The organism is Streptomyces sp. NPDC054047 (assembly GCF_055585065.1).
Genome location: NZ_JBVJKV010000004.1, coordinates 361,020 through 382,254 on the forward strand (window position 1 = coordinate 361,020; position 21,235 = coordinate 382,254).

Annotated in this window: 18 protein-coding genes, 1 pseudogene and 1 riboswitch; of the genes and pseudogenes, 5 read left to right on the forward strand and 14 right to left on the reverse strand. The window is 68.9% G+C overall.

The genetic code is table 11. The features are described from left to right. Positions 1 to 104: 104 nt before the first annotated feature. From ACZ6ZP_RS18405 to ACZ6ZP_RS18440, 8 genes are all read right to left on the reverse strand, one after another. The gene (locus ACZ6ZP_RS18405; protein ID WP_469407499.1) at positions 105 to 1,502 is read right to left on the reverse strand and encodes a purine-cytosine permease family protein; all 1,398 of its coding nucleotides are present in this window, start codon (positions 1,500 to 1,502) and stop codon (positions 105 to 107) included. Next, positions 1,499 to 2,188: a TenA family protein gene (locus ACZ6ZP_RS18410; RefSeq protein WP_469407501.1), complete on the reverse strand. Its 690-nt coding sequence runs from the start codon at positions 2,186 to 2,188 to the stop codon at positions 1,499 to 1,501. The genes ACZ6ZP_RS18405 and ACZ6ZP_RS18410 overlap by 4 nt, the downstream gene beginning before the upstream one ends. A 5-nt stretch (positions 2,189 to 2,193) precedes the next feature. Then, positions 2,194 to 3,021 carry a bifunctional hydroxymethylpyrimidine kinase/phosphomethylpyrimidine kinase gene (thiD, locus tag ACZ6ZP_RS18415; protein ID WP_469407503.1) on the reverse strand — a complete coding sequence of 276 codons (828 nt, stop codon included), beginning with the start codon at positions 3,019 to 3,021 and terminating at the stop codon, positions 2,194 to 2,196. Then, complete coding sequence (gene thiE / locus ACZ6ZP_RS18420) at positions 3,018 to 3,656, reverse strand: thiamine phosphate synthase (RefSeq protein WP_351167800.1); 639 nt, start codon at positions 3,654 to 3,656, stop codon at positions 3,018 to 3,020. Before thiE ends, thiD begins: the two co-directional genes overlap by 4 nt. Positions 3,657 to 3,902: 246 nt before the next feature. Next, positions 3,903 to 4,733: a hydroxyethylthiazole kinase gene (thiM, locus tag ACZ6ZP_RS18425; RefSeq protein WP_383825009.1), complete on the reverse strand. Its 831-nt coding sequence runs from the start codon at positions 4,731 to 4,733 to the stop codon at positions 3,903 to 3,905. Next, positions 4,727 to 4,852, reverse strand: a riboswitch (TPP riboswitch). (Overlaps the previous gene by 7 nt.) Positions 4,853 to 5,465: 613 nt before the next feature. Continuing rightward, on the reverse strand, positions 5,466 to 5,783 hold the full coding sequence (locus tag ACZ6ZP_RS18430) for a hypothetical protein (protein WP_383825012.1): 318 nt from the start codon (positions 5,781 to 5,783) through the stop codon (positions 5,466 to 5,468). 32 nt (positions 5,784 to 5,815) lie between these two features. Then, on the reverse strand, positions 5,816 to 6,205 hold the full coding sequence (locus ACZ6ZP_RS18435; protein WP_383825199.1) for a preATP grasp domain-containing protein: 390 nt from the start codon (positions 6,203 to 6,205) through the stop codon (positions 5,816 to 5,818). Positions 6,206 to 6,254: 49 nt separating this feature from the next. Then, complete coding sequence (locus tag ACZ6ZP_RS18440) at positions 6,255 to 6,644, reverse strand: cytochrome P450 (protein ID WP_469407504.1); 390 nt, start codon at positions 6,642 to 6,644, stop codon at positions 6,255 to 6,257. Between the two features lie 273 nt (positions 6,645 to 6,917). Here ACZ6ZP_RS18440 and ACZ6ZP_RS18445 point away from each other — a divergent pair, with 273 nt between their 5' ends. Next, a complete protein-coding gene (locus tag ACZ6ZP_RS18445) occupies positions 6,918 to 8,603 on the forward strand; it encodes an acetolactate synthase large subunit (RefSeq protein WP_366463787.1) in 1,686 nt (561 codons plus the stop codon). 182 nt (positions 8,604 to 8,785) lie between these two features. Here ACZ6ZP_RS18445 and ACZ6ZP_RS18450 read toward each other — a convergent pair whose 3' ends face one another. Continuing rightward, positions 8,786 to 10,300 (reverse strand): FMN-binding glutamate synthase family protein, encoded by a 1,515-nt coding sequence (locus ACZ6ZP_RS18450; protein ID WP_469407506.1) that lies wholly within the window; start codon positions 10,298 to 10,300, stop codon positions 8,786 to 8,788. An 878-nt stretch (positions 10,301 to 11,178) separates the two neighbouring features. Then, positions 11,179 to 11,478: a hypothetical protein gene (locus ACZ6ZP_RS18455; protein WP_469407507.1), complete on the reverse strand. Its 300-nt coding sequence runs from the start codon at positions 11,476 to 11,478 to the stop codon at positions 11,179 to 11,181. 675 nt (positions 11,479 to 12,153) lie between these two features. Between ACZ6ZP_RS18455 and ACZ6ZP_RS18460 the strand changes: the two genes are divergently transcribed. Then, positions 12,154 to 14,955, forward strand: coding sequence for an AfsR/SARP family transcriptional regulator (locus tag ACZ6ZP_RS18460; RefSeq protein WP_399976417.1), 2,802 nt, complete (start codon positions 12,154 to 12,156; stop codon positions 14,953 to 14,955). A gap of 125 nt (positions 14,956 to 15,080) precedes the next feature. On the opposite strand, the gene ACZ6ZP_RS18465 is transcribed toward ACZ6ZP_RS18460, so the two are convergent. Then, positions 15,081 to 15,440, reverse strand: coding sequence for a hypothetical protein (locus ACZ6ZP_RS18465; RefSeq protein WP_361473481.1), 360 nt, complete (start codon positions 15,438 to 15,440; stop codon positions 15,081 to 15,083). Positions 15,441 to 15,926: 486 nt separating this feature from the next. Further along, positions 15,927 to 16,820, reverse strand: coding sequence for an endonuclease/exonuclease/phosphatase family protein (locus ACZ6ZP_RS18470; RefSeq protein WP_469407508.1), 894 nt, complete (start codon positions 16,818 to 16,820; stop codon positions 15,927 to 15,929). Between the two features lie 1,250 nt (positions 16,821 to 18,070). Here ACZ6ZP_RS18470 and ACZ6ZP_RS18475 point away from each other — a divergent pair. Next, positions 18,071 to 18,667 (forward strand): DinB family protein, encoded by a 597-nt coding sequence (locus ACZ6ZP_RS18475; RefSeq protein ID WP_361473472.1) that lies wholly within the window; start codon positions 18,071 to 18,073, stop codon positions 18,665 to 18,667. 441 nt (positions 18,668 to 19,108) lie between these two features. Here ACZ6ZP_RS18475 and ACZ6ZP_RS18480 read toward each other — a convergent pair whose 3' ends face one another. Both ACZ6ZP_RS18480 and ACZ6ZP_RS18485 read right to left on the reverse strand, forming a co-directional pair. Then, positions 19,109 to 20,026, reverse strand: a complete 918-nt coding sequence (locus ACZ6ZP_RS18480) for a pentapeptide repeat-containing protein (protein ID WP_469407694.1) — start codon at positions 20,024 to 20,026, stop codon at positions 19,109 to 19,111. 54 nt (positions 20,027 to 20,080) lie between these two features. After that, a complete protein-coding gene (locus ACZ6ZP_RS18485; RefSeq protein WP_361473469.1) occupies positions 20,081 to 20,341 on the reverse strand; it encodes a hypothetical protein in 261 nt (86 codons plus the stop codon). Positions 20,342 to 20,583: 242 nt separating this feature from the next. Here ACZ6ZP_RS18485 and ACZ6ZP_RS18490 point away from each other — a divergent pair, with 242 nt between their 5' ends. Together ACZ6ZP_RS18490 and ACZ6ZP_RS18495 are read left to right on the forward strand one after the other, a co-directional pair. After that, positions 20,584 to 20,913 carry a hypothetical protein gene (locus tag ACZ6ZP_RS18490; protein ID WP_383825039.1) on the forward strand — a complete coding sequence of 110 codons (330 nt, stop codon included), beginning with the start codon at positions 20,584 to 20,586 and terminating at the stop codon, positions 20,911 to 20,913. A 151-nt stretch (positions 20,914 to 21,064) separates the two neighbouring features. Continuing rightward, a pseudogene (locus ACZ6ZP_RS18495) lies at positions 21,065 to 21,190 on the forward strand (IS630 family transposase); the annotation flags it as partial. Between the last annotated feature and the right edge of the window lie 45 nt (positions 21,191 to 21,235).

The following is a 21,235-nucleotide window of genomic DNA, read 5'->3' on the forward strand; positions in this document are numbered from 1 at the left end:
GATCGCCCCCCCCGGTTGCCGGATGGCATCGGGTGGGGCGGCCGTGCATGCGGCGGCGTGCTCCGAGGCGTCGCTGGCCCAGGTAGCACCCGTGGTGCTACGAGTTACTCCCCGGGGTGCCGCTCGGCCGACGCTGCCACGTGCCGCCCCCTTAGGCCCACGGCGAGGGTGGTGAGGGCGGCTACCGCGAAGGAGAGCAGGGAGGCGCTCATCCACGGCTGGACGGTGAAGCCCACGGCGTCCTGCAGCCAGGCCCAGAAGTCGGACCAGCCGGCGATGTTCGTCGGCGCGATCAGTTGGTAGGTGGCGAAGCCGAGCGCCCAGGGCAGCAGCATGACCCAGCGGGTGGGGGCCTGTTCGGAGACGTCCCAGGTGCGGTGGCCGCCGAGGACGAAGTAGTCCACGACGAGGACGGCGAACATCGGGATGAAGACCGCGCCGATCAGGTAGAGGAAGCTGGCGTAGCTGTCCATGTTCACCAGAAGGGCCAGGGCGGTGGCCAAGGTGCCGCTGATCAGGCACAGGATGCGGCGGTCGGCCCGGGGCAGCAGGTTCTGGACGGAGACGGCGGTGGAGTAGACGTTGGCGAAGGACTGATCGACCTCGCGCAGGACCAGGACACCGAAGCAGATCACGCCGACGCTGGTGGCGGTGAACGGGTCGAAGACCTTGTACGGGTCGGTGGTGTCGAACGCGATCATGGCGAGGGCGGCCACGCCGAGGACCGAGCCCGCGACGCCCGCGAGGGTCTGGCCGATGACCAGGCCGCCGAATGCCTCCTTCTCGCTGCGGGAGTGGCGCGCGTAGTCGGCGACCAACGGCAGCCAGGAGATCGACACGGCGATCACGCTGTCGGCGGCGAACCAGAAGTCCTTCCAGGAGCCGCCCTCCATCGGAATGCCGCGCCCGGCCAGGTCCCAGCCCAGGTAGCAGATGGCCAGGACGACGGCGATGGTGACGTAGCGGCGGATGATGCGCAGGGCGCCGAGCGGGCGCAGCGTGAGCGCTGTCGTCACCGCGCCCGCGAGCAGTACGTACAGCCAGCCGGGTCCCGGGTCGCCGAAGGCCTGGCGGGCCAGGATCTTCAGGCCGGTGGAGATGACCACCAGCTCGAAGACGGCCCAGCCGACCATCTGCAGCACGTTGAGGACGGTGGGCAGGTAGGACGCCTTCGCGCCGAACAGGCCGCGCAGCAGGACCATCGAGGGCGCGCCGGTGCGGGCTCCGGTGATGGCGGCGAGGCCCAGGGCGGCGGTGCCGATCAGGGTGCCGACGACGGACGCGGTGACGGCCGCGGCGAACGACAGGGTCGGAGCGCCGGTGCCCAGGGGGTCGAGGACGACCAGCATGCCGCTGAAGCCGAGCAGGCTGACGCCCAGGTTGGCCCAGAAGGTGCCTTGGTCCAGGCCGCTGAGGACCTTGGGTGTGGGCTGGTCGAGGGTGAGCGGCGCCTCGTTCGCCGGGGCCGGTCTGGGGGTGGCGGGTTCGGTGGTGGTCGTCACTTCGCGGGCTCCGAAACCTGGGCAGGAGCGGCGCCGACGGGCCAGGTCTCCATGCGCCAGGCGGCGTCCCAGAACATCCACTCCCAGGTGGACGCGGTGGTGAAGACCGTACGCATCCGTGCGCGGGTGGCCGGGTCGGCCTGGTCCGCAAGCCGGCTGACGATCTGTCGGGCGTGTTCGGTGGCGGCTTCGAACTCCTCGTCGGCGTACGTGCCGATCCAGTCGCCGTAGGGGTGGGTGGCGAGGTCGCCGGCCGACTCGAGGAGCGCCCGGCCCACCTCGGCGTAGATCCAGAAGCAGGGCAGGACCGCGGCGGCCAGCTCCGGGTAGCCCTGGGTGTGAGCAACCGAGAGCAGGTAGGAGGTGTACCCGGTGCAGGTGGGGGAGGGCGTCCAGGCGTCGACGTCGACGACGTTGCTCTCGTGCAGGGAGCTCTCGACGATCACGGCGTCGTGGGCGGACTTCGCGAAGAACGCGATGTCCTGCGGCAGGTCCGCCTTCGCGGCGGCGCTGGCCAGCGCGCGGGCGTAGCCGCGCAGGTAGTGGGCGTCCTGGGCCAGGTAGGAGACGAACTTCTCCCGGTCCAGGGTGCCGTCGCCGAGGGCGATGACGAACGGCAGCTTGTCGATGGCCGCACGTATCTCGGCGGTGGCCGTCCACAGCTCGTCGCAGAACGTTGTGGTCATGGGGCTCAGCTCCAGTACTGGTGGAAGTGGTGGACAGGTCCGTGGCCGCTGCCGATGTGCAGGGTGTCGGCCGCGCGCAGGGCCCCGGTCAGGTACGCCTTCGCGGCACTGACGGTGGTGTGCCAGTCGTCGTGTTGCGGGCGCAGGGCGGCGATCGCGGCGGAGAGGGTGCAGCCGGTGCCATGGGTGTTGCGCGTGTTGACGCGAGGTGCGGACAGCTCGGTGACGCCCGCGGCGCCCGTGGCGAGTGTGGCGTCGACGAGGATGTCCACGGACGCTGCGTCGTGTGTGTGGTGGCCGCCCTTGAGCAGGACACGCCTGGCGCCGGTTTTCAGGAGTGCGTGGGCCTGCTCTATGGCTTCTGCGCGATTCTTCGCCGCGGCGGTGCCCAGCAGGTCGCCGGCCTCGGGGAGGTTGGGGGTGATCAGGTCGGCGAGAGGCAGCAGACGGTCGCGCAGCACCGCCACCGCATCGGCCTCCAGGAGACGGTGGCCGCTGGTCGAGACCATGACGGGGTCCAGGACGACGTACCGGGGGCGGTGCCGCTCCAGGGCTTGTGCGACGGCTGCGGCGATGCCGGCGTCGGCCAGCATTCCGATCTTGACGGCGTCCACCGGGACGTCGGCGAACAGCGTGTCGAGCTGCTCGGTGACGAACGCCGGGGGAATGGCATGGATGCCGGTGACGCCCTGAGTGTTCTGGGCGGTCAGGGCGGTCAGAACGGCTGTTCCGTAGGCGCCGTTGGCGGAGAACGCCTTCAAGTCGGCTTGAATCCCGGCGCCGCCGGAGGGGTCGCTGGCGGCGATGGTCAGGGCGATGGGCGGGCTGGTCACGCGGGGATCTCCTGTCGCAGAGTACGCACGAGGGACTGGGCTGCCGCCTCGGGGTCGGGCTGCCCGCAGACCGCACTGACGACAGCGATCCCGGCCACGCCGCTTCTCATGACCGCGGCGGCCTCGGACACGCCGATCCCGCCGATGGCCACGCAGGGCAGCGGGCTCTCCCGGACGATCTGAGCCAGGCCGCCCAGACCCAGCGGGGCGTCCGCGTCCGGCTTGGTGGACTGCGGGAACACCGGCCCGACACCGAGGTGGTCGACGGAGTCCGGCACGTGCGCCAGCTGCTCAAGACGACTGACGGACAGGCCGATGTACTTATCGGGACCGAGCTGGCGCCGGGCGCTCTCGGGGGAGACGTCCCGCTGCCCGAGGTGGACGCCGTCCGCGTCCAACCAGACCGCCACGTCCAGGCGATCGTTGACGATCAAGGGGACGCCCGTGCCCGCGAGTTCGGCCTGGATCGCACGGCCGAGCGAGAACAGCGTGCGGGCGTCCGCGTCCGGATCGCGCAACTGCACGGCGGTGACGCCGCCCTTGACGGCCGCCGCAACGGTAGCGGCGACACCGCGGTGCCCGCAGAGTCTGGTGTCGGTCACGAGATACAGGGACGGATCAAGAGGAGGTCGCATGGGTTGCTCCTTGGGGTCTCCCGGCCGGGGAAAGGCGTGGGAAACGCATCGGGAGGTACGGGGGACGGCAGGCCCTGACATGCAGGGACCTTGAGTTGTGCACCGGGGCGAGTTGGGGGACAGGGCAGCCGGACTCGGTGTCGGGGCCGCCGCCCCGGGGTGGGCGGGCACTGTGCGGCGGGTGGCGTCCAGGCCACTGCTCACGCAGGCCCCGCAGTACGCGCAGTACGCGCAGTACGCGCATGCTCAACGCAGGTGGAGAGCCTCGGTGAGCCGCTCAGGGCTGAGCTCGTACAGCGCGTCGATCAGGGCGACGGCGAACGTGCCGGGCCCCGCAGAGCGGGTGGCGGCGTCCTCCGCGGCCACCGTGAGCAGGCCGGTCGCGGCAGTGGCGGCCAGCAGCGCGTCGCCGGTGACGGCTGTGCAGGCGGCCACCAGGGCGCCGAGTGAGCAGCCCGTTCCCGTCACCAGAGTCAGCAGCGGGTGCCCGTTGGCCAGGCGCACCACGCGCGTCCCGTCCGTGAGAACGTCCTCCGGTCCGCTCACCGCGACCGCACAGCCGTAGCGCCGGGCCAGCGCGCCCGCCGCGGCCAGCGCCGCCTCGGGGGCGTCCGTGCTGTCCACGCCGCGTCCGCCCGTGCCGCCGTCCAGTGCCAGGATCTCGGAAGCATTGCCGCGAACGACCGCTGGGGGTGCGCTCTCCAGCAGTTCGCGGGCGAGTTCGGTGCGCCAGGGCAGCGGGCCGACCGCTACGGGGTCGAGCACCCACGGCCGCCCGGCCCCGGCCGCTTCGGTGACCGCGACGCGCATCGCCGCCGCCGTCACGGACGTCACCGTTCCCAGGTTGACCAGGACACCGCCGGCCACCCGGGCCAGCGCTCCGGCCTCCTCCGCGCTGTGCACCATCGCGGGGGCAGCCCCCGCCGCGAGCAGCACGTTCGCGGTGAACTGCGACACCACGACGTTGGTCAGGCAGTGCACAAGGGGTGCGGAGGTCCGCAGCGACGCGATCACATCCGCCACGGCATCACGGGAGACGGCAGTGCCGTGCTGGGCAGGTACGGAGGCAGTATCCATCGTCAACACTCTTCCTACGCCGGCATTACCCGGTCCAGGTTCATGCGGTCGGCGGAAAGGGGAGCAAGTCCCGTCCGCCCTCTCAGCCCGGCTACTCCCGAGCTCCCGCGGTGGTCGCTAGGCAATGTACCTCCTTCGGGGAAGGGGGTTCGCACTCGGGTACCTCACAAAACGGCATGGATCTGCACGGATCTGTTGGCGGAACTGACTGGGGATCCTCTGGCCACCAGGGCCCGACTTGTCCGTATTGGCTGATGCCGCAAGCGGTGTGCAGGAGGGCCACGTCCAGGTACTGGACCTCTTCCGACACCGCATCGCCACCTGGACCGGTACGTGCCTACCCGCCGGTCCTACCTGCCGGGCCGACGGCGGCCACGTCGAGCCCGACCGCTGTGACCAGCAACTGCTGACGGCCGATCTCGCCCGGCCCCGCTGCAATGCGACCGCCACGGCCTTCACCGATGAGCACGGCCCCTGGGGATGCGTCAGCGATCGCACGGTACGCAGCCTGCGAGCCATCGGCCCGAGGCCTTCAGAGGATGCGGGCACCTGCGTGGAGGCATTCTGGCCCACCGGCGGTCATCTGCCGCGAGCAGCAACGGATGACGCAGCTGTGCGAGACCTGCTGGAGATCCGGCGCGCTCCGAAAGGCCGGCAACGACAGTGAGGCTCTAGGTTCTGTCTCTCCGATCACGATCGGAGAGACAGAATTGCCGACGGCGTGAAGTCTGCTCAGTTCTTACGTGCAGTTATCAGAGCGAAGGAGAGGAATTCTCCGCCGTCTGTGGTGAGCATGTCGATGACGGGCTGGTTCGCGCTCCGGCCGTCGGGCGTGTGCTCGGCTGCTGCCCGGGCCCACAACAGCCAGTCCCGCCAGGCGTCTTGCGGCAACCACGCGGAAGTGACCTCCACGAGCTCGGTGATCGCCCACTGAAAGCGCCACCACTCCGCCGTGTGCCAGGCAATCGCCTCCCAGCCGACCACCTTCTTGATGTGAGGTGGGATGGCTCCGAGCTCACGGACCTCCCGTGTCATGGCGGGAGTCGCCATCGCCAGATGTCCGCCAGGGCGGAGGAATCGCGTCAGGTAGGGCAGGTAGCTGTCCGCCGTTCCGAAGTACGCCACCCTGCGCGAAGAACGCCGCGCCGAGATACCGGTCGGCCGCGCTCACCGCGGCGGCGAACCGCGCCACGGCGGCCGACGGCCACAGCGCGAACACCTCCTCCACCGCGCTCGGCCCCGGACGGGCCGAGCGCGGCGCGCACCCGGTCGAGGAACGCGGGCGCGGTCAGGCAGGAGGGTTCGAGCAGCTTCTCTCCCCATACGCCGGGCGGAACGGCCAGCACGGTCAGGTCCTCGCACCGCACGCCGGTGTGAGCCAGGGCACAGTCGGCGAACTCCGCATCCGGCTCGCAGCACAGGACGAGAAGGTCGCCGGGGCGGGCGAACCAGAACAGGCGAGCTGGGTCCAGGCGCGCATGTCACCGCGCGCCCGTATAGAGGGGGCGATGTGGTTGCCGATCAGGATGCGCACGGCGGACTCCAAGAGACGGGCGAAAGGGTCGACGGCGGAAGGAGGACAGCGGGCAGCGAGTCGAAGGCCCGCATGGTCGCGGTACGCCGCCGCACTCCGTCGCCCGCGGCCTCCAGACGGGCGGAGTGCCCGGCCAGGGCCGCGACCAGGGCGCGCAGGCCCGCCTGGGCGACCGTCGTCCCGATGCAGGAGTGCGGCCCCCGCCCGTAGCCGAGGTGACGGTTCGGGGAGCGGTCGAGCACCAGGTCGTCCGGCCACTCGAAGGCGGCCGGGTCGCGGTTGGCCGCCGCGAACAAGGCGACGACCCTCTGCCCCGCCTCGATGTCGATGCCGCCGATCCGGCAGCCCCGCACGGCGATGCGCGTGGTGCCCTGCACAGGCCCGTCGAATTGACGTTCCTACAACACCCTGAAGTCGTATCGGCGGGTGGCCAGCCGGTGGTGAGCAGCACCGATGCTCTGGAATGACGTCCAGCACCCACCAGACCCTGGCTGCGGTCTCTGACGACGAGGAACGCTGGGCAGCGATCAAGAATCCGAGGGTCTGGCTCGTAAGACCCGGTCCGCAGGCGTCCGAGCGGTGGGCCGGGGTAGACGACTGACCGGTCCGCCCATCGGCGCGGCCGAAACCCGGGAGAGGACACGATCAGCGTGAGCGACACCGAGCACCGGAAGCAGACCCCCGACGGAGCGGCCGAACTCCTGGTGCGCTGCCTGGAGAACGAGGGCGTCGAGGTGGTGTTCGGCGTGCCCGGCGAGGAGAACATCCGTTTCACCAACGCCCTCGCCCGCTCGGAGAAGATCCGCTACGTCCTCACCCGGCACGAGCAGGCCGCGTCCTTCATGGCGGAGATGCACGGCCGGCTCACCGGCTCGGCGGGTGTGATGTCCGCGACGCTGGGGCCCGGGGCGATCAACCTGATGCTGGGCGTCGCCGACGCCATGACGAACAGCACGCCCGTCGTCGCGATCACCGCGCAGGTTGGCAAGGAGCGCAACTACAAGGAGTCCCACCAGTTCGTGGACCTGGTGAGCATGTTCGCCCCGGTCACGAAGTGGTCGGCGGACGTCCCGGCCACCCAGGCCATCCCAGAGATGGTGCGGCGCGCGTTCAAGACCGCGGAGTCCGAGCGGCCCGGCGCCGTCTACCTCGCCGTGCCCGAGGATGTCGACGAGGCGACGGACGGCTCGGACCTGCGCCCGCTGCGCAGGGACGTCGTGCAGCCCGAGGCGCCGTCCCCGAAGCAGATCAAGCGGGCGGTGGAGCTGCTGCGGGAGGCCCGCCGGCCGGTGATCCTCGCCGGACACGGCGCGGCGCGCGGCGGCGCCGAGGAGTCGCTGACGGCGTTCGCTACCGCACTCGACGTGTCGACGGCGACCACCTTCCACGGCAAGGGCGTCCTGCCCGACGACCACCCGTGCGCGACCGGCACGTTCGGCTTCATGCGGCGCGACTACACCAACTTCGGGTTCGAGGAGGCCGACGTCGTCATCGCCGTCGGCTACGAGCTGCAGGAGTTCGACCCGTCCCGGATAAACCCGGATGGTGACAAGAAGATCGTCCACATCCACCGCTTCCCGGCGGAGGTGGACGACAGCTACTCGGTCGACGTCGGCATCATCGGCGACATCGCCGCCTCCCTCGACGCCCTCGCCACCGCACTCGACGGCCTGCGGTGGACCATCGACGACGAGGACACCACGGCCACCCGCGCGCTGCTGGCCAAGGAACTCGAGCAGGGTGCCGCGGACGAGCGCTACCCGCTCGCCCCGCAGCGCGTCATCGCCGACACCCGCGCCGCGCTCGGTCGCGAGGACATCGTGCTGGTCGACACCGGCGCGCTGAAGATGTGGATGGCCCGGCTCTACCCGACGTACGCGCCGAACACCTGCCTCATCTCCAACGGCTTGTCCACCATGGGCTTCTCGCTGCCCGGCGCGCTCGCGGTCCAGCTCGCCAGGCCGCAGACGAAGGTGCTGGCGGCGGTCGGCGACGGCTCGTTCCTCATGCACTCCCAGGAGATCGAGACGGCGGTCCGCGAGAACATCCCGCTGACCGTGCTGATCTGGGAGGACAACGGCTACGGGCTCATCAAGTGGAAGATGGACCTGGAGGTCGGGGAGAACTCCAACACCGACTTCGGTAACCCGGACATCGTCCAGTACGCCCGCAGCTTCGGCGCGAAGGGCTACCACATCGAGTCCGCCGGGGACCTGCTGCCGACGCTCCGTGAGGCACTGGCGGACCCGGGCGTGTCGATCATCAACTGCCCGGTGGATTACGCCGAGAACATGAACCTCATCGAGCACCTCGGGCACCTCGACTCGGCGCTATGACCCGCCCGCGCGGCGCGGCCCGACTCCCGTACGGGCCGCGCCGCCCGGGCCGCTGTCACGCCTCGCGCGCAGCGTCCCGCCCCGAGGACCGCCCCGGACAGGACTGCGCAAACTCGTGACGTCGCGTGCTGATCAGGCCGCAGTCATATCTCCGCATACCCGACGAGGGGGCAAGGACGTGCTCAGGCAAGGAGCAGCTCGGTGATCTCATCGGCGAGCTTGGGGCCGAGCGAGCCCCAGCCGTCCTTGTAGCCGTAGACGCTCGCCAGGGTGCGGGCGTCGTAGTCGCCGTTGAGGATGTCGATGTCGGTGGGGGCGATGAGCGAGGGATGGGCGACGCCGACGGCGCCCGAGACCCTCAGCAACTCACTGCGCAGGGTGCGCAGGTAGCCCGCGGCCCGGATGGCCTTCGAGGGTGCGTCGATGCCGCGCGTCAGCCACGGGTTCTGGGTGGCGATGCCGGTGGGGCATGCGTCGGTGTGGCACTTCTGCGCCTGGATGCAGCCGATGGACAGCATCGCCTCACGGCCCACGTTGACCATGTCGACGCCGAGGGCGAACGCGACGACGGCGTTCTCGGGCAGGCCGAGCTTGCCGGAGCCGATGAAGGTGATGTCGTCGGTCAGCCCGCGCTCGGCGAACACGCTGTAGACGCGGGAGAAGCCCATGCGGAACGGCAGGGACACCGAGTCGGCGAAGATCAGGGGAGCAGCCCCGGTGCCGCCCTCGCCTCCGTCGACGGTCACGAAGTCGACCCCTCGATCACCTCGCTCCATCAGGGTGGCGAGTTCCTCCCAGAAGCCCATTTCCCCGATGGCACTCTTGATCCCGACGGGCAATCCGGTCTCCGTGGCGAGCAGTTCCACGAAGTCGAGCATCGAGTCCACGTCGTGGAACGCGGTGTGCCGCGACGGCGACGCGCAGTCCTTGCCCGCGGGGATGTCGCGGATCCCGGCGATCTCGTCGGTCACCTTCGCACCCGGCAGCATGCCGCCGAGCCCCGGCTTCGCACCCTGCGAGAGCTTGATCTCGATCGCCTTCACGGGCCCGCTCGCGACCACGGACTTGAGCTTGTCCAGGTTGAACGTGCCGTCCTCGTTGCGGCAGCCGAAGTACGACGTACCGATCTGGAGGACGAGGTCCCCGCCGTTGAGGTGGTAAGGCGACAGGCCGCCCTCGCCGGTGTTGTGCATCGTCCCGGCCAGCGCCGCGCCCTTGTTGAGTGCCGTGACGGCCGCGCCGGACAGCGAGCCGAAGCTCATCGCCGAGATGTTGACGACACTCGCCGGACGGAACGCCTTCTCGCGGCCTCGTGGTCCGCCGAGCACCTTTGCCGAGGGCAACGGCGCCTGCGCGTCGCGCAGATCGGGCAGCCGACCGGCGAACGTGCGCTGCTTCACGTACGCGTGCCCCTGCTCATGCTCGACGTTGTTGTCGGTGCCGAACCCGAAGTAGTTGTTCTCCTCCTTCGCCGACGCGTAGATCCAGCTGCGCTGGTCACGGCTGAAGGGCCGTTCCTCGTCGTTGGACGTCACGACGTACTGCCGCAGCTCGGGGCCGATCTTCTCCAGCAAGTACCTGGCGTGCCCCAGCACGGGGAAGTTCCTCAGCAGTGCGTGCTTCTTCTGCACGAGGTCGCGGGCGGCCACCAGCGCCAACGCCGTGGCGGCTGACGCACCTATGTTCCGAGCACGCATGAAAGACGTTCCTCTCCTCGACTGGCCGAACCTCACCACGACCGGCTACCCCACGCCAGCGAAATGCCACGGGAGGGCGGCGAAGGCTCTCCTCTTGCGCGCGGTCGGGGAAGCGGGCGCAGGGGCCGAGGCCGGAGACCTTCTTGAGTGTGGCGTCCCAGCTGACCGTCAGTTGGTAGTCGTCCTTACCAGCGATCACGGAGAAGCTCCGCTTGTCGATGGATTCGCTCAAGTCGACTTCCCAACGGTGTCGGGAGGGGGCCCTGATCCAGATCGAGCTGAAGTCCCCCACGCAGAGGGCGGGCCGGACACCACCCGTCGTACAGATGGTGCCCCTGAGTCGGAGCGCCTCGTTGTACCGTTAGTCCGGTCGGAAGGGGTCCCCGTGGTAGCCGGCTATGAGGACCGGGACTTTGGCTCCGACGTCGAAGCGGGCTGTGGTGCAGCCATGCCAATAATCGGGGGCGCCGAAGGGGCGGTATGACCCTTCGACTACATCGACGGTGTGGGGGTTCCACATCAACGCGGTCCACCATGGACGGTGCCAGTTTGCCGCCATGGCCGTGCCGTGCGGATGGCCGGCGCTGACGCGCACGGAAGCACTCAGGCCGCATTCTTCGGACAGGTCTTGGATCAGCGAGGCGGCTTCGCTCTCCCAGCGGTCGCGGCCGGTTCCGCTTTCGTCGAGGATGAACTCCTGCAGGGCGAGGATGTCAGGAGCTATCTCCTGAATGGCGGTGACTCGCGCTGCCCAAGGGCGAAGCTCTCCTTGAACGAGCCGTCACTGCGCCCCGGCTCGCGGGCCGCACCTCAACGCGCATGCTCCGAATGGTGCCCCGACGGTCGCGCGCCGGGGCACACAGCAGCAATCGGTGAGATCACTCGCAGGACATGGTCACGCTTGCCCGGAAGATGTGGCCGAAATTCGGGTCGTCGAAGACCTCGAAGATCTGGGGCTCACCATCGAGTTCACAGTGGAACCTGCCGTCCGCGCTCGCCGAGACTTCGGCGTCGTCGATCGCGCCCTGGACCGCGGCCTCGGCTGTCAGCCCGCGGCCGGCGCCGCAGTACAGTGCTGCCGAGCCGGCGGTGGCGGGCGTAGCGACAGCCAGCAGGGCGGCGGCTGTTCCGGCTACGAGAAGCCCACCCCGGGTCGTCCATCTGGTTGGTCGCAGCATCGTCGATCCCTGCCCTTCAGCTGTCGGCCCCATCGTCTGACGGGGATGCGGTCGCGCACTCAATCAGTGATACGGACGCCGCATGCCACATGTTCACCGCCTGGCCGCAGATGGTGAGTGCGAAAGGAATGTCAAGGCTCTGTCGCGCACGTGGCAGCCTGCCCCCTGGAGGCTCAGAACCAGGGGCAGCGCGGCGGCTCCTGCCAGGACCGACAGCAGCAGGTACCGCGCGCCCCTACATGCCTCGGCCCCCAGCCCGTACCAGTCCATGGTGCCCTTGCCAGGGCCGGTTGAGGCATCGTCGTCGCGTCAATTTATACGTCGTCTCAGTTCGCGAGTCTGCGGGCATATGGCCGCGTTGAGGGGTCCACCAGCATTTAGGAATCTTGACGAACGGATCGCTTCTCCGAGCCTCGATACCGACCCGCAGGGATCCCGGTGAGCGAAGTGCGGCCGGTGTGGGGCCGTGGACGGCGGAACGCGGATGTGATCTTCGCCCAGTTGGTTCCGGTGATCTTGCCTGGCAGGGCCTCGAGTCGTGGGTGGTAGCCCTCGCGGCCCGGCAGCGCTGGGCCGTTTTTCGGACAAGGGCCCGGGAATCGCGTTCAGTTGCCGAAACATCACGGCACAGTGACGCAGAGATCGCCCACGGGATGCTGCGGGGGAGGGGTACGGGTGAAATTGTGCTTCAGGGTGCTCGGGGAGATCGAGGCGCACGTGGACGACAGCCCGGTGGACCTCGGGCATCTGCGGCAGCGATCCGTGCTGGCCGCGCTGCTGGTGGATGCCAACCGGAGCGTCCCGGTGGACCGGCTGGCCGACCGGGTCTGGGGTGACCGGCCGCCCCAGCGGTGGCGTCCGACGCTGTACAGCTACCTCTCCCGGCTGCGGCACGCCGTGGAGCCTGCCGGCGACGGAGCCGTACGGATCAGCCGCGGACCCGGTGGCTACCGGCTCGGGGTCGATGTCTCGGCGGTGGACCTGCACCGGTTCCGCGACCTGGTCGCCCGGGCACGCGCCAGCGAGCGGGACGAGCAGGCCGCAGACCTCTTCGAGCAGGCACTGCACCTGTGGCACGGGCCCGGGTTCGGCACCCTGGACACGCCGTGGTTCTGCGCGCAGCGCGAGGCCCTCGAACACGAGCGGTTCACCATGAGGCTGGATCGCAATGACATCGCCCTCAGGCGCGGGCGCCACGCCGATGTCCTCGCCGATCTGACCGAGCAGGCGGCGGCGCACTCGGTGGACGAGCGGCTGGCAGGGCAGTTGATGCTCGCCCTGCACCGTTGCGGCCGCTCGGCGGAGGCACTCGCGCACTTCGACCGCACGCGCCGCACGCTCTCTGAGGAACTGGGTATCGATCCGGGTCCTCAACTGCGCGGGCTGCACCGGCGGATTCTTGCTGCCGACGCGTCCCTCACCGTCCAGACGCCTGCGCCCGCCGCTCCCGCGCGCCCCGTGCCGTGCCAGATGCCGGCCCCGCCTGCCTTGTTCGCGGGGCGGGAGGAGGAACTGGAACAGCTCACCAAGGGGTTCTGGGACGCGCCGGAGGGCACCGTGGCGATCCCGGTGATCTGCGGGCCAGGCGGTGTTGGCAAGAGCTGGCTGGCTGCCCAGTGGGCCAGTCAGAACGCGCAGCGCTTCCCCGACGGGCAGCTGTACGTGGATCTGCACGGCTTCGACCCCCGTACGCCACCGTTGCCTGCCCACGTGGCGCTGAGCGGATTCCTGGACGCACTGGGCATCACCCGTGATCGCCTCCCCACAGACATCGACGCCCAGTCCGCCCTGTACCGGAGTCTGCTGGCCAACCGGCGGATGCTGATCGTTCTGGACGACGCCCGTGACGCCGACCAGGTCCGCCCGCTGCTGCCCGGCGGCCCGTCCTGCGCCGTACTCATCACCAGCCGCAACCGGCTGACCCCTCTGATGACCACGCACGGTGCCAGCCTGCTGCCGCTGGACGTGCTGAGCCCAAAGGAAGCCTCGGAGCTGCTGGAACGCCGCCTGGGCGCCGATCGCACCAGTACCGAACCGGAAGCTCTCGCGGCCCTGGTGGAGCACTGCGCCGGGCTGCCGCTGGCGCTGGCCATCGTGGCCGCCCGCGCCGCCATGCACCGCGATTTCCGGCTCGCCGTCCTTGCCGAGGAACTCGCCCGAACCACTGACCGCCTCACCGCGCTCGACCTCGGTGACCTGACGGTGAACGTGCGCGCCGTCTTCGCCTCTTCGTACGCGGCTCTGACTCCGGCCGCCGGTCGGCTATTCGCCTTCCTGGGGCTGGTGCGAAGTGCGGACATCACCGCCACCGCCACCGCAAGCCTGGCCGGACTTGCCCGGGCCGAGGCCCAGGCGTTGCTGGCGGAGCTGGAGAGCGCGCACCTGGTGCGCCAGCACCGTCCCGGGCGGTACCGGATGCACGACCTGGTCCGCCTGTACGCCGTCGAGCTCGCCGCCGGTCTGGTCGAACAGGAGACCGCACCGGGCCAAAACCGGCTTCTGGACCACTACCTGCACACGGCGTTCGCCGCCAACCGGGTGCTGGACGGCCCGTACACCCCCTTCCAGCCCGAGCCAACTCCTGCGGCCCCCGGCAGCAACCCCGTCTCGCCAGAGGACACCGCGGCTGCGCTCCAGTGGTTTGACGACGAACACGAGTGTCTGCTCAACGCCCAGGCGCAAGCGGCGGCCCTCGGCCGGCACCGCTTCGTAGGGCAGCTGGCCTGGACGCTCATCTCCTATCAGCTGGGCCGGCATCGGCTGGAGGAGTACGTGACTGTGTGGCAGACCGCCCTCACCGCGGCCGAGCACGACAAGGACAACCCGGCGGCCCGGACTCTGGCGCACTGGCGCCTGGGCTTCGCCAGCGCCCGCGCCGGTGACCACGCACAGGCGCTCGACCACCTGCATCGAGCCCTCGATCTGGCCGAGTGCTCGAACGACCTGGCGGGCCAGGCACACATCTACCGCACTTTGGCGCGGGCTTGGGAGGAGCAGGGCGACAACACACGCGCCCTGGACCACGCGAAGCATGCGCTGCGGCTGTACCAGGAAGTGAGCCACCCGTTCTGGGAGGCGAATCAGCTCAACGCGGTCGGCTGGATGCATGCCAGGCTCGGGATGTACGCCCCCGCCCGGACGTACTGCGAGCAGGCGCTCACCCTCTTCCGTGCACAGAGCCTGCCGGAGCACGGGGCGTCGGCCCTGGACAGTCTGGGCTACATAGCCCATCACACCGGCCGCTACGGCGATGCCTTGGAGTACTACGAGCAGGCTCTTGCTTTCTTCCGCGAGGTTGGCGATTTCGCCAACGAGGCCGACACCTTGGCCAACGCCGGTGAGACTCACCTGGCCCTGCACCAGCACGAGGAGGCCCGCGGGGCCTGGCAGCGGGCCGTGGAGCTATACCGAACCCAGAACCGCACCGCCGAGGCCGATGCCGTGTGCGGCCGCTTGACCGCACTGGAGATGCTTTAGGCGGATGTGTGCCGCCGCCCCTGTGTTTCGGAGGTGTCGGGGCCACCTCCACCCCGCGTCGCTGGGTTCTGACGCAGCTCCTGCGGACTTGCAATGCTCTCGCAGCGCCGCGCGTCGAGCGGGCGTCAGCAGTAGACGCGCAGGCTCCAGACGAGACTCCAGTTGATCTCGCTGGGACCGGAGTCGGCGGGCGCGACGTGGTTCACGGAGCCGTAGTAGTCGAACATCTTGACCATGCCGCCTCCGGGGAGGCGGTTGTCCCAATACCCGACGCCGCTCCAAGGCATCGATGCGGACTCGCCGCAGCGCAGGACCAGTTGGTCGCCGCTGCCGTTGGTGGCGCAGAACGCGTCGGGCACGGTGCACGGAGTCGCGGCTGCACGGCTGATTGAGAAGCTGTCGGTGGCGCCGGCGCCGGTGGTCGTGCCGGCCAGCGAGGCGGCCGACAGGGCGAGGACGATGAGGGCGGTGTGTGCCTTGCGCATGCGGGCCTGCTTTCGTGTGGGTCCGGTTGGCGGTGGCAGCGGGCTGGAACGGGTGTGGCAGAACCTGGGGCGAATCCTGATTGTGCTGGCGGTCGGCGGTGCAACGGTCGGGCGCGCTGGGCCGTGTGGCAGCGCTCAGCCTGGAGTTCCTCTACTCGCTGCCGAGCAGCGGCTTCCCGCCCCTTCGGTCTCGTCGTCAGCCCCGGCACGGTGCATGAGGCGCCGGTGGATGGCTTCCGTAGAGAGGCCGTCGAACGGCAGTACCGCTCCGGACAGCATCGACCCCGCGCTGTGCCTGCCCGGCGGACCGATCCGGGAGTGGGTGAAAGGCCATGACTGGCCTGGCAAGATCCCCAGCAGCCGAAGTCCCGTGCCGGCATGCCCTGTTCTTCCCCCGTCCGCCTGCCGCATCCCCACCATGTGCGTGCAGTGTCAGGCAAGAAAATGCGGGTGCCGTCCCCCCAGTCGGCACCCGCAGCCCTTCACTCAGAGCAGCTTGCACGGCTTGCGGGAAGGAGGTCCGGCGGTCACGTCGCTGATGACCACTCGGTGATCCTCGTTGGGTGTGTCGCCCAGGTAGCACCGCTTGGTATTCACCTTCCCGCGGGACAGGATGTAGTCGAACTTCTTTCCCGACCCGTACTGTGTCCCGTTGCAGCGGCGGTCCCAGGTCTGCTTGCAGTAGGGGTCGGCGTCCTTGAACCCGTTCGCCCAGGGAACCTTCATCTCCCAATACCAAGGCTGAGCATTGAGGTCACCGGCAATTATTGAGTTTGGCGTGCCCGGGACGAGTTCCGACAGCTGGAGGAGTTGGGAGTGCCGAAGGTTGGCGTCCCCCGCGTCGCTGAGCTGCGTGTTGAAGATCCGTACCTTCTTACCCGCCAGGCGAGTTTGGAACATCATGAACTTCCGCCGCTCGATCCCGTCGGCTTCGCGGTAGCGCGCGGTTTCGGGAGCTGAGTCGATCTTCGTTCCTTTGGCCACCAGAATTGCGTGTCCGAGCTGTCCCAAGCAGGCTGGGTCATTCACTGGGTCGCCGATGTCGGGCCAGTCCGAGTGGAAGACCTCGTATTCCTGCTTCTGCGGCTGCTGCTTCATGATTTCGACGGCTTCGTTCACCTCGTTCTTGCACGATTCCTGCAACAAGACGATCTGCGGCTTGAAGACCCTTACCTGGTCGACCAGGCGCTGTGTTGTGCCGTTCTTCTGCCCGTTGGAGTTCCAGGACATGATCCGGTTCTTTTTGATTGCCGCCGCCCTGGAGGCCGGCGAGTCGCTTCCCTCCTCTTCTGCGGCGTATGCAGGCGTCATCAACCCTGCCGTCACGAGCAGCGCCAGCCCCGCCTTTGCAGCGAGTGCGCCGTGCCTTGGACTCTTCACGTTGTCTCCATCCTGTGAGTAGTGGGCGGTTGCGCAGCCCACGGGCCGTTTACGCTCTCGTCTGCGGCAGCGGCGGGCTTGCTGTTCCGGAAGCTTGCTCGGGAGGCCGGGTCCGGTGTACCAAGCCCGGGAGTCCGGGACAGCAACTGCCATGTCCGGGCTGGTCATTGGCGTGGCAAAGTGGCTCCTTGAAAGCGCTGTGGTCACCTGACTGCCGGGCACCTGCGGATGATCACGGCCCCTCCTGCGTGAGACCTGTCCACCCGGCCATGCGCCCTGCGGAACACCATCGGCCTGTGACCTGTGGCAAACCTTGTAAGACCATTGAATTACCTGGTCAAGGCGTCGATCGGCCGACGATAGGCGCGTAGGGCAGTGCCCGGGCCTCGTGCGGTCCCTGACGCTGATTCAGCCTCCGCTTCTCCGCGGCGGCCGGTCACCCGGTGGTCGAGGCCATGCTGGAGCAGGTGCGGGACAGTGCGGGGATTGCCGGATTCGGTGACGCCGGAGCAGTACGTGTGCGCCCCCACGGAAGGCTCGGGCACGGCCACGCCGCCCGACCTCACCCCGCAGCGCCTGCGTGCCGTGGCCACGTCGATGCGCGAACGTCCCGTATGGGAAGCGGCCGTGTCCCTGAAAGCCTTGCAGGCCGCGCTGTGGCCGGCGCTACGTGTCTCGAAGTCCACGAGCACCGTTCGGTAAATCTGTCCCCTGCGCTGGGCGTACACCCCGACCACGTGGGGTGTGGCAGCGGGCGGATCTGGGAGCGAAGCGATCAGTCTCAGCAGGGTGTTCCGACTGGCCGGCGCCCTGAAAACGTCCGTCATGCGAGCGCCGCCCCGGCCCGCGAGCGCCAGGCCGACCGATGACGAGCGTCGATCGCAGCCGTTCCGTCCGCCGGCCGAACCGGCGGGTGAGCCCCGGTACCTGCTCGACGAAGTCCTGCGAGGGCTGGAGCCCTCGGCACAGACGAACCGGCGCACCCGCAATGCCACTACGACGGACTTGCCCGCCCTCGGTGGATCGCGGGGAAGCCGCAGATAGGAATCGTATGTTCGCCCCGACCGAAACCCGCTGCCTGGGCAAGTCGCCTGTCGGGCAGCGCTCAGGGCCTCCACTGGACCTGAGCCTTTCAACGGGAGGCATCTTGAGGTGACTTGGGGAGCCGTCTCGCCCCTGCGGGCAAGATCAATGTCGGGGACTCTTGATGTCACTCCCGGCTGTCAGTGCCGGGTGGGAGACTGCCTGGCATGATCGAACCGAATCCGAAAGTGGACCTTCTCCGGTACTTGCAAGAGGCGCGAGACGCCCTGGTGTGGAAGCTCGATGGCCTCTCGGAGTACGACATCCGCCGTCCGCTGACTCCCACGGGCACGAACCTGTTGGGGCTGGTCAAGCATGTCGCCAGCGTGGAGCTGGGGTATTTCGGCGACACGTTTGGGCGGCCGTTCTTCGACGGGGAGCCGCCGTCCTGGTGGTATACCGAGGAGCCAGAGCTCAACTCGGACATGTGGGCCACTGCAGATGAATCACGGGAAGAGATCGTTGGGCTGTATCGCCAGGCGTGGGAGCACTCCAACAGCACGATCGCGACGCTGCCGCTTGACGCGGTCGGTCGCGTCCCGTGGTGGCCGGAGGAACGCCGAGAGGTGACGCTGAACCACATCGTGGTGCGCGTGATCTCCGATACTCAGCGGCATGCTGGTCACGCCGATATCGTGCGAGAGCTCATCGACGGATCCGTCGGACATCTGCAAGGCAAGGACAGCTTGCCCCCAGAGGACCAGGCGTGGTGGGAGGACTACCGGAGCCGACTGGAGCGGGTGGCGCGGGAAGTCGACGGCTGATCACGCCATGCTGCCGACCCCGTTGGCTCCGGGCTTGGCCATGCGGGGCCGTTCACCCGGCTACAGTCTGCTCGGCCAGGGCTGTGGTGTGGGCGAGGCAGTAGGACTCGGTGCCGGTTTGGCTGATGGTGCCCCCCTTGCGCCGCCCGGTCGCTCCGCTGCCCAGGAGAGAGGGCAAGATGCGCGTCACCGCGCTCGGCTGCAGGATCGCGGTCCGGGGTACGAGCCCCTTGTTTGCCGCGAGGGGGCCATCAGCGCTCCTCCCGCTGCCCGTTGTGGAGGAGACGCTTCGCCAGCGGGCCCCTGTTCAGCCTGAAGCAGGCAGAGGCGCCCGCCTGTTCAGGTCGTCGTGACAGCTCTTCAGCTCGGGTGGGTCCGGGGCGGCGCTCACACGGTCTCGAGCCCCTTGCCCGCGCCGGCCCGGGTCGGCGCGGGCAAGGGTCAGGGCGGCGGGTTCTTGGTGAGGCGGGCGATGAACGCGGCGGCCTCCGCCTCGCTGATCTCGACGTGGTCGGTGGCGTTGTGTCCCAGCTCATACCGGCGCAGGTACTCGGTGGGTTCCCAGCGCAGGTTGCGGGTGAATGCGTGATCTGTGGTGAGGCCGTCGGCGTTGGTGCGGCGCACGATGCCCGCGGGGCTGTTGCGGGGGTATTCGTCGTCGATCCTGGCGTAATAGGTGGTGGTGTCCGGCACGGAGTTGAGGACCTGCACCGTGGCGCCGCCCTGATGCAGCCACCGTTCCAATTCACGGCCCGCCAGTTCATGGCGTACCCCGTTGCCTACGACGTACGCGGGCCCGTACACGCTGCCGGTGAGGCCTTCCACTCTCGTGCGCTCGTCCACCTGCACTTTGAAGGAGGTCTCCTGCACCGACGCGCCCGTCAGGTCCGCCCCTTCGAGACGAGTGCCCAGAAGCGACGCGCCATTCAGGCGTGCTGCTCGGAAACAAGCCCCACGGGCGTCGGTTTTGTAGAGGTCAGCCCTGCCGAGATTCGTGCCGGTCAGCGTCGCGTCCCGCAGGCTGGCCTCATCGAGCACCGACTTGACCAGGCAGGCCCGGCTCAGGTCGGCGCGGTCCAGGACGGCATATCTCAGATCAGCGCGGTACAGGTCGGTGCCGACCAGGACCGCGTCCTCGAGGCGGGTTTCGAGGAGCAGCCCCATCGCCAGGTCGGCTCCGGAGAGATCGGCACCGGACGCGTCGAGTCCGCACAAGTCGATGGTGGTGTCCTCTTGACCGCTCCACGCCCTGAGTGCGTCGGCAGCCTTGGAGTCCGCGGGCAACAGGCGCACGGCCCGGCGGGCATCACGCATGTCAGGCAACTCGATCACTCCACTCGTCGGCGGGCTCCCCGCCACGGCTGCCAACGGCGCTTTCGCCAGGGTTGGATGCAGTCCGGCAAGGGATGCCGGTCAAGGCCGTCGCGCCGGGGCCGCAGAGTCCTCGCCGTAGGGCGGGGTGCGGCGCGGGCGGCCGAGCGGCTTCTTCTCGGGGCAGTGCTCGTCCAGTTGGGCCAGGAACCGCTCCGGGGCGGCGACCAGAGCCGTGAGACAGGCGACGACGAACGCCTGCATTTCGCGTTCACCCAGGGCGCGTTGGGCGTCCGCCTTCAGTGTGGCCGGCGGCCGGACGGCCAGTGGGGGGTCACGGTGCCGGTCACGGTGGTTAGGCATGCAAGAACCATGACATAAGTGGCTTGCCACCTACAGCAGGCGTGGGCGCAGCAGCGGTGGACCCGTAGCAAGCGGCACATGAATGAGACGGCCGCCGCCCTCGGCCACACCCTCACCTGGAAGCGTCTCCCGCGCGACAAAGAATCACGCCGTCGTCTTCGAAGGCACCTGCACCGACTGCGCCGCCACCATCCAGATCGGCAGCGGCTGGTCCTCCTGCGCCACCATCCGCAACGCCCGCGATGAACCCTGTACGGGACCCGGCATCGCCGCTCTCACCGAGGTCGAGCAGGAGCGCGCCACGGTTCCGCAAGTCCGTCGGCGAGTTCGTGCAAGCCCTCCAGGCCGCCGGTGTCACCCCCGCTCCCGTGCAGGCTCCGTTCCGCAATCCCCTGGCCCCGGACGGCGAGTGCGGTCTGATGAGCCGTGACGGCTACACCTGTATACGGCGCCTCAACAAGCAGGGCACCCACAACCGCAGGGAGTGGGGAAGCCCCAACCGCATCGGCACCCACCCTGACCGCAACTGCACCGCACCGTTCACCGATGACGATCTTCTTTTGCCGGCGTGAGGCGAACGGGGAGGAGCTCAACCACTGCACCATGGACGACAGCAACCCCATCGGGCCGCAATGCCTTGAAGACGCTGTCGTCCCAGAAGGACACCGCGGCCCGTTGATCGACCGATGCCGCGCCTAACGCCGCAGGAACAGCATCGTCGCCCCCGACCACCTGATGCATGTCCTGCGCCGAACCCTCCGCGAGATCCAGTACCGCAGCGACGTCATCGACGGATGCCTCGCCGCAACCGGACTCATCCTGATGACACCACGCCCGAAATCTCAGTAACAGACACCATGCCTTCCCTGCGGGGCGCCACGCAGGCTGCAGGGT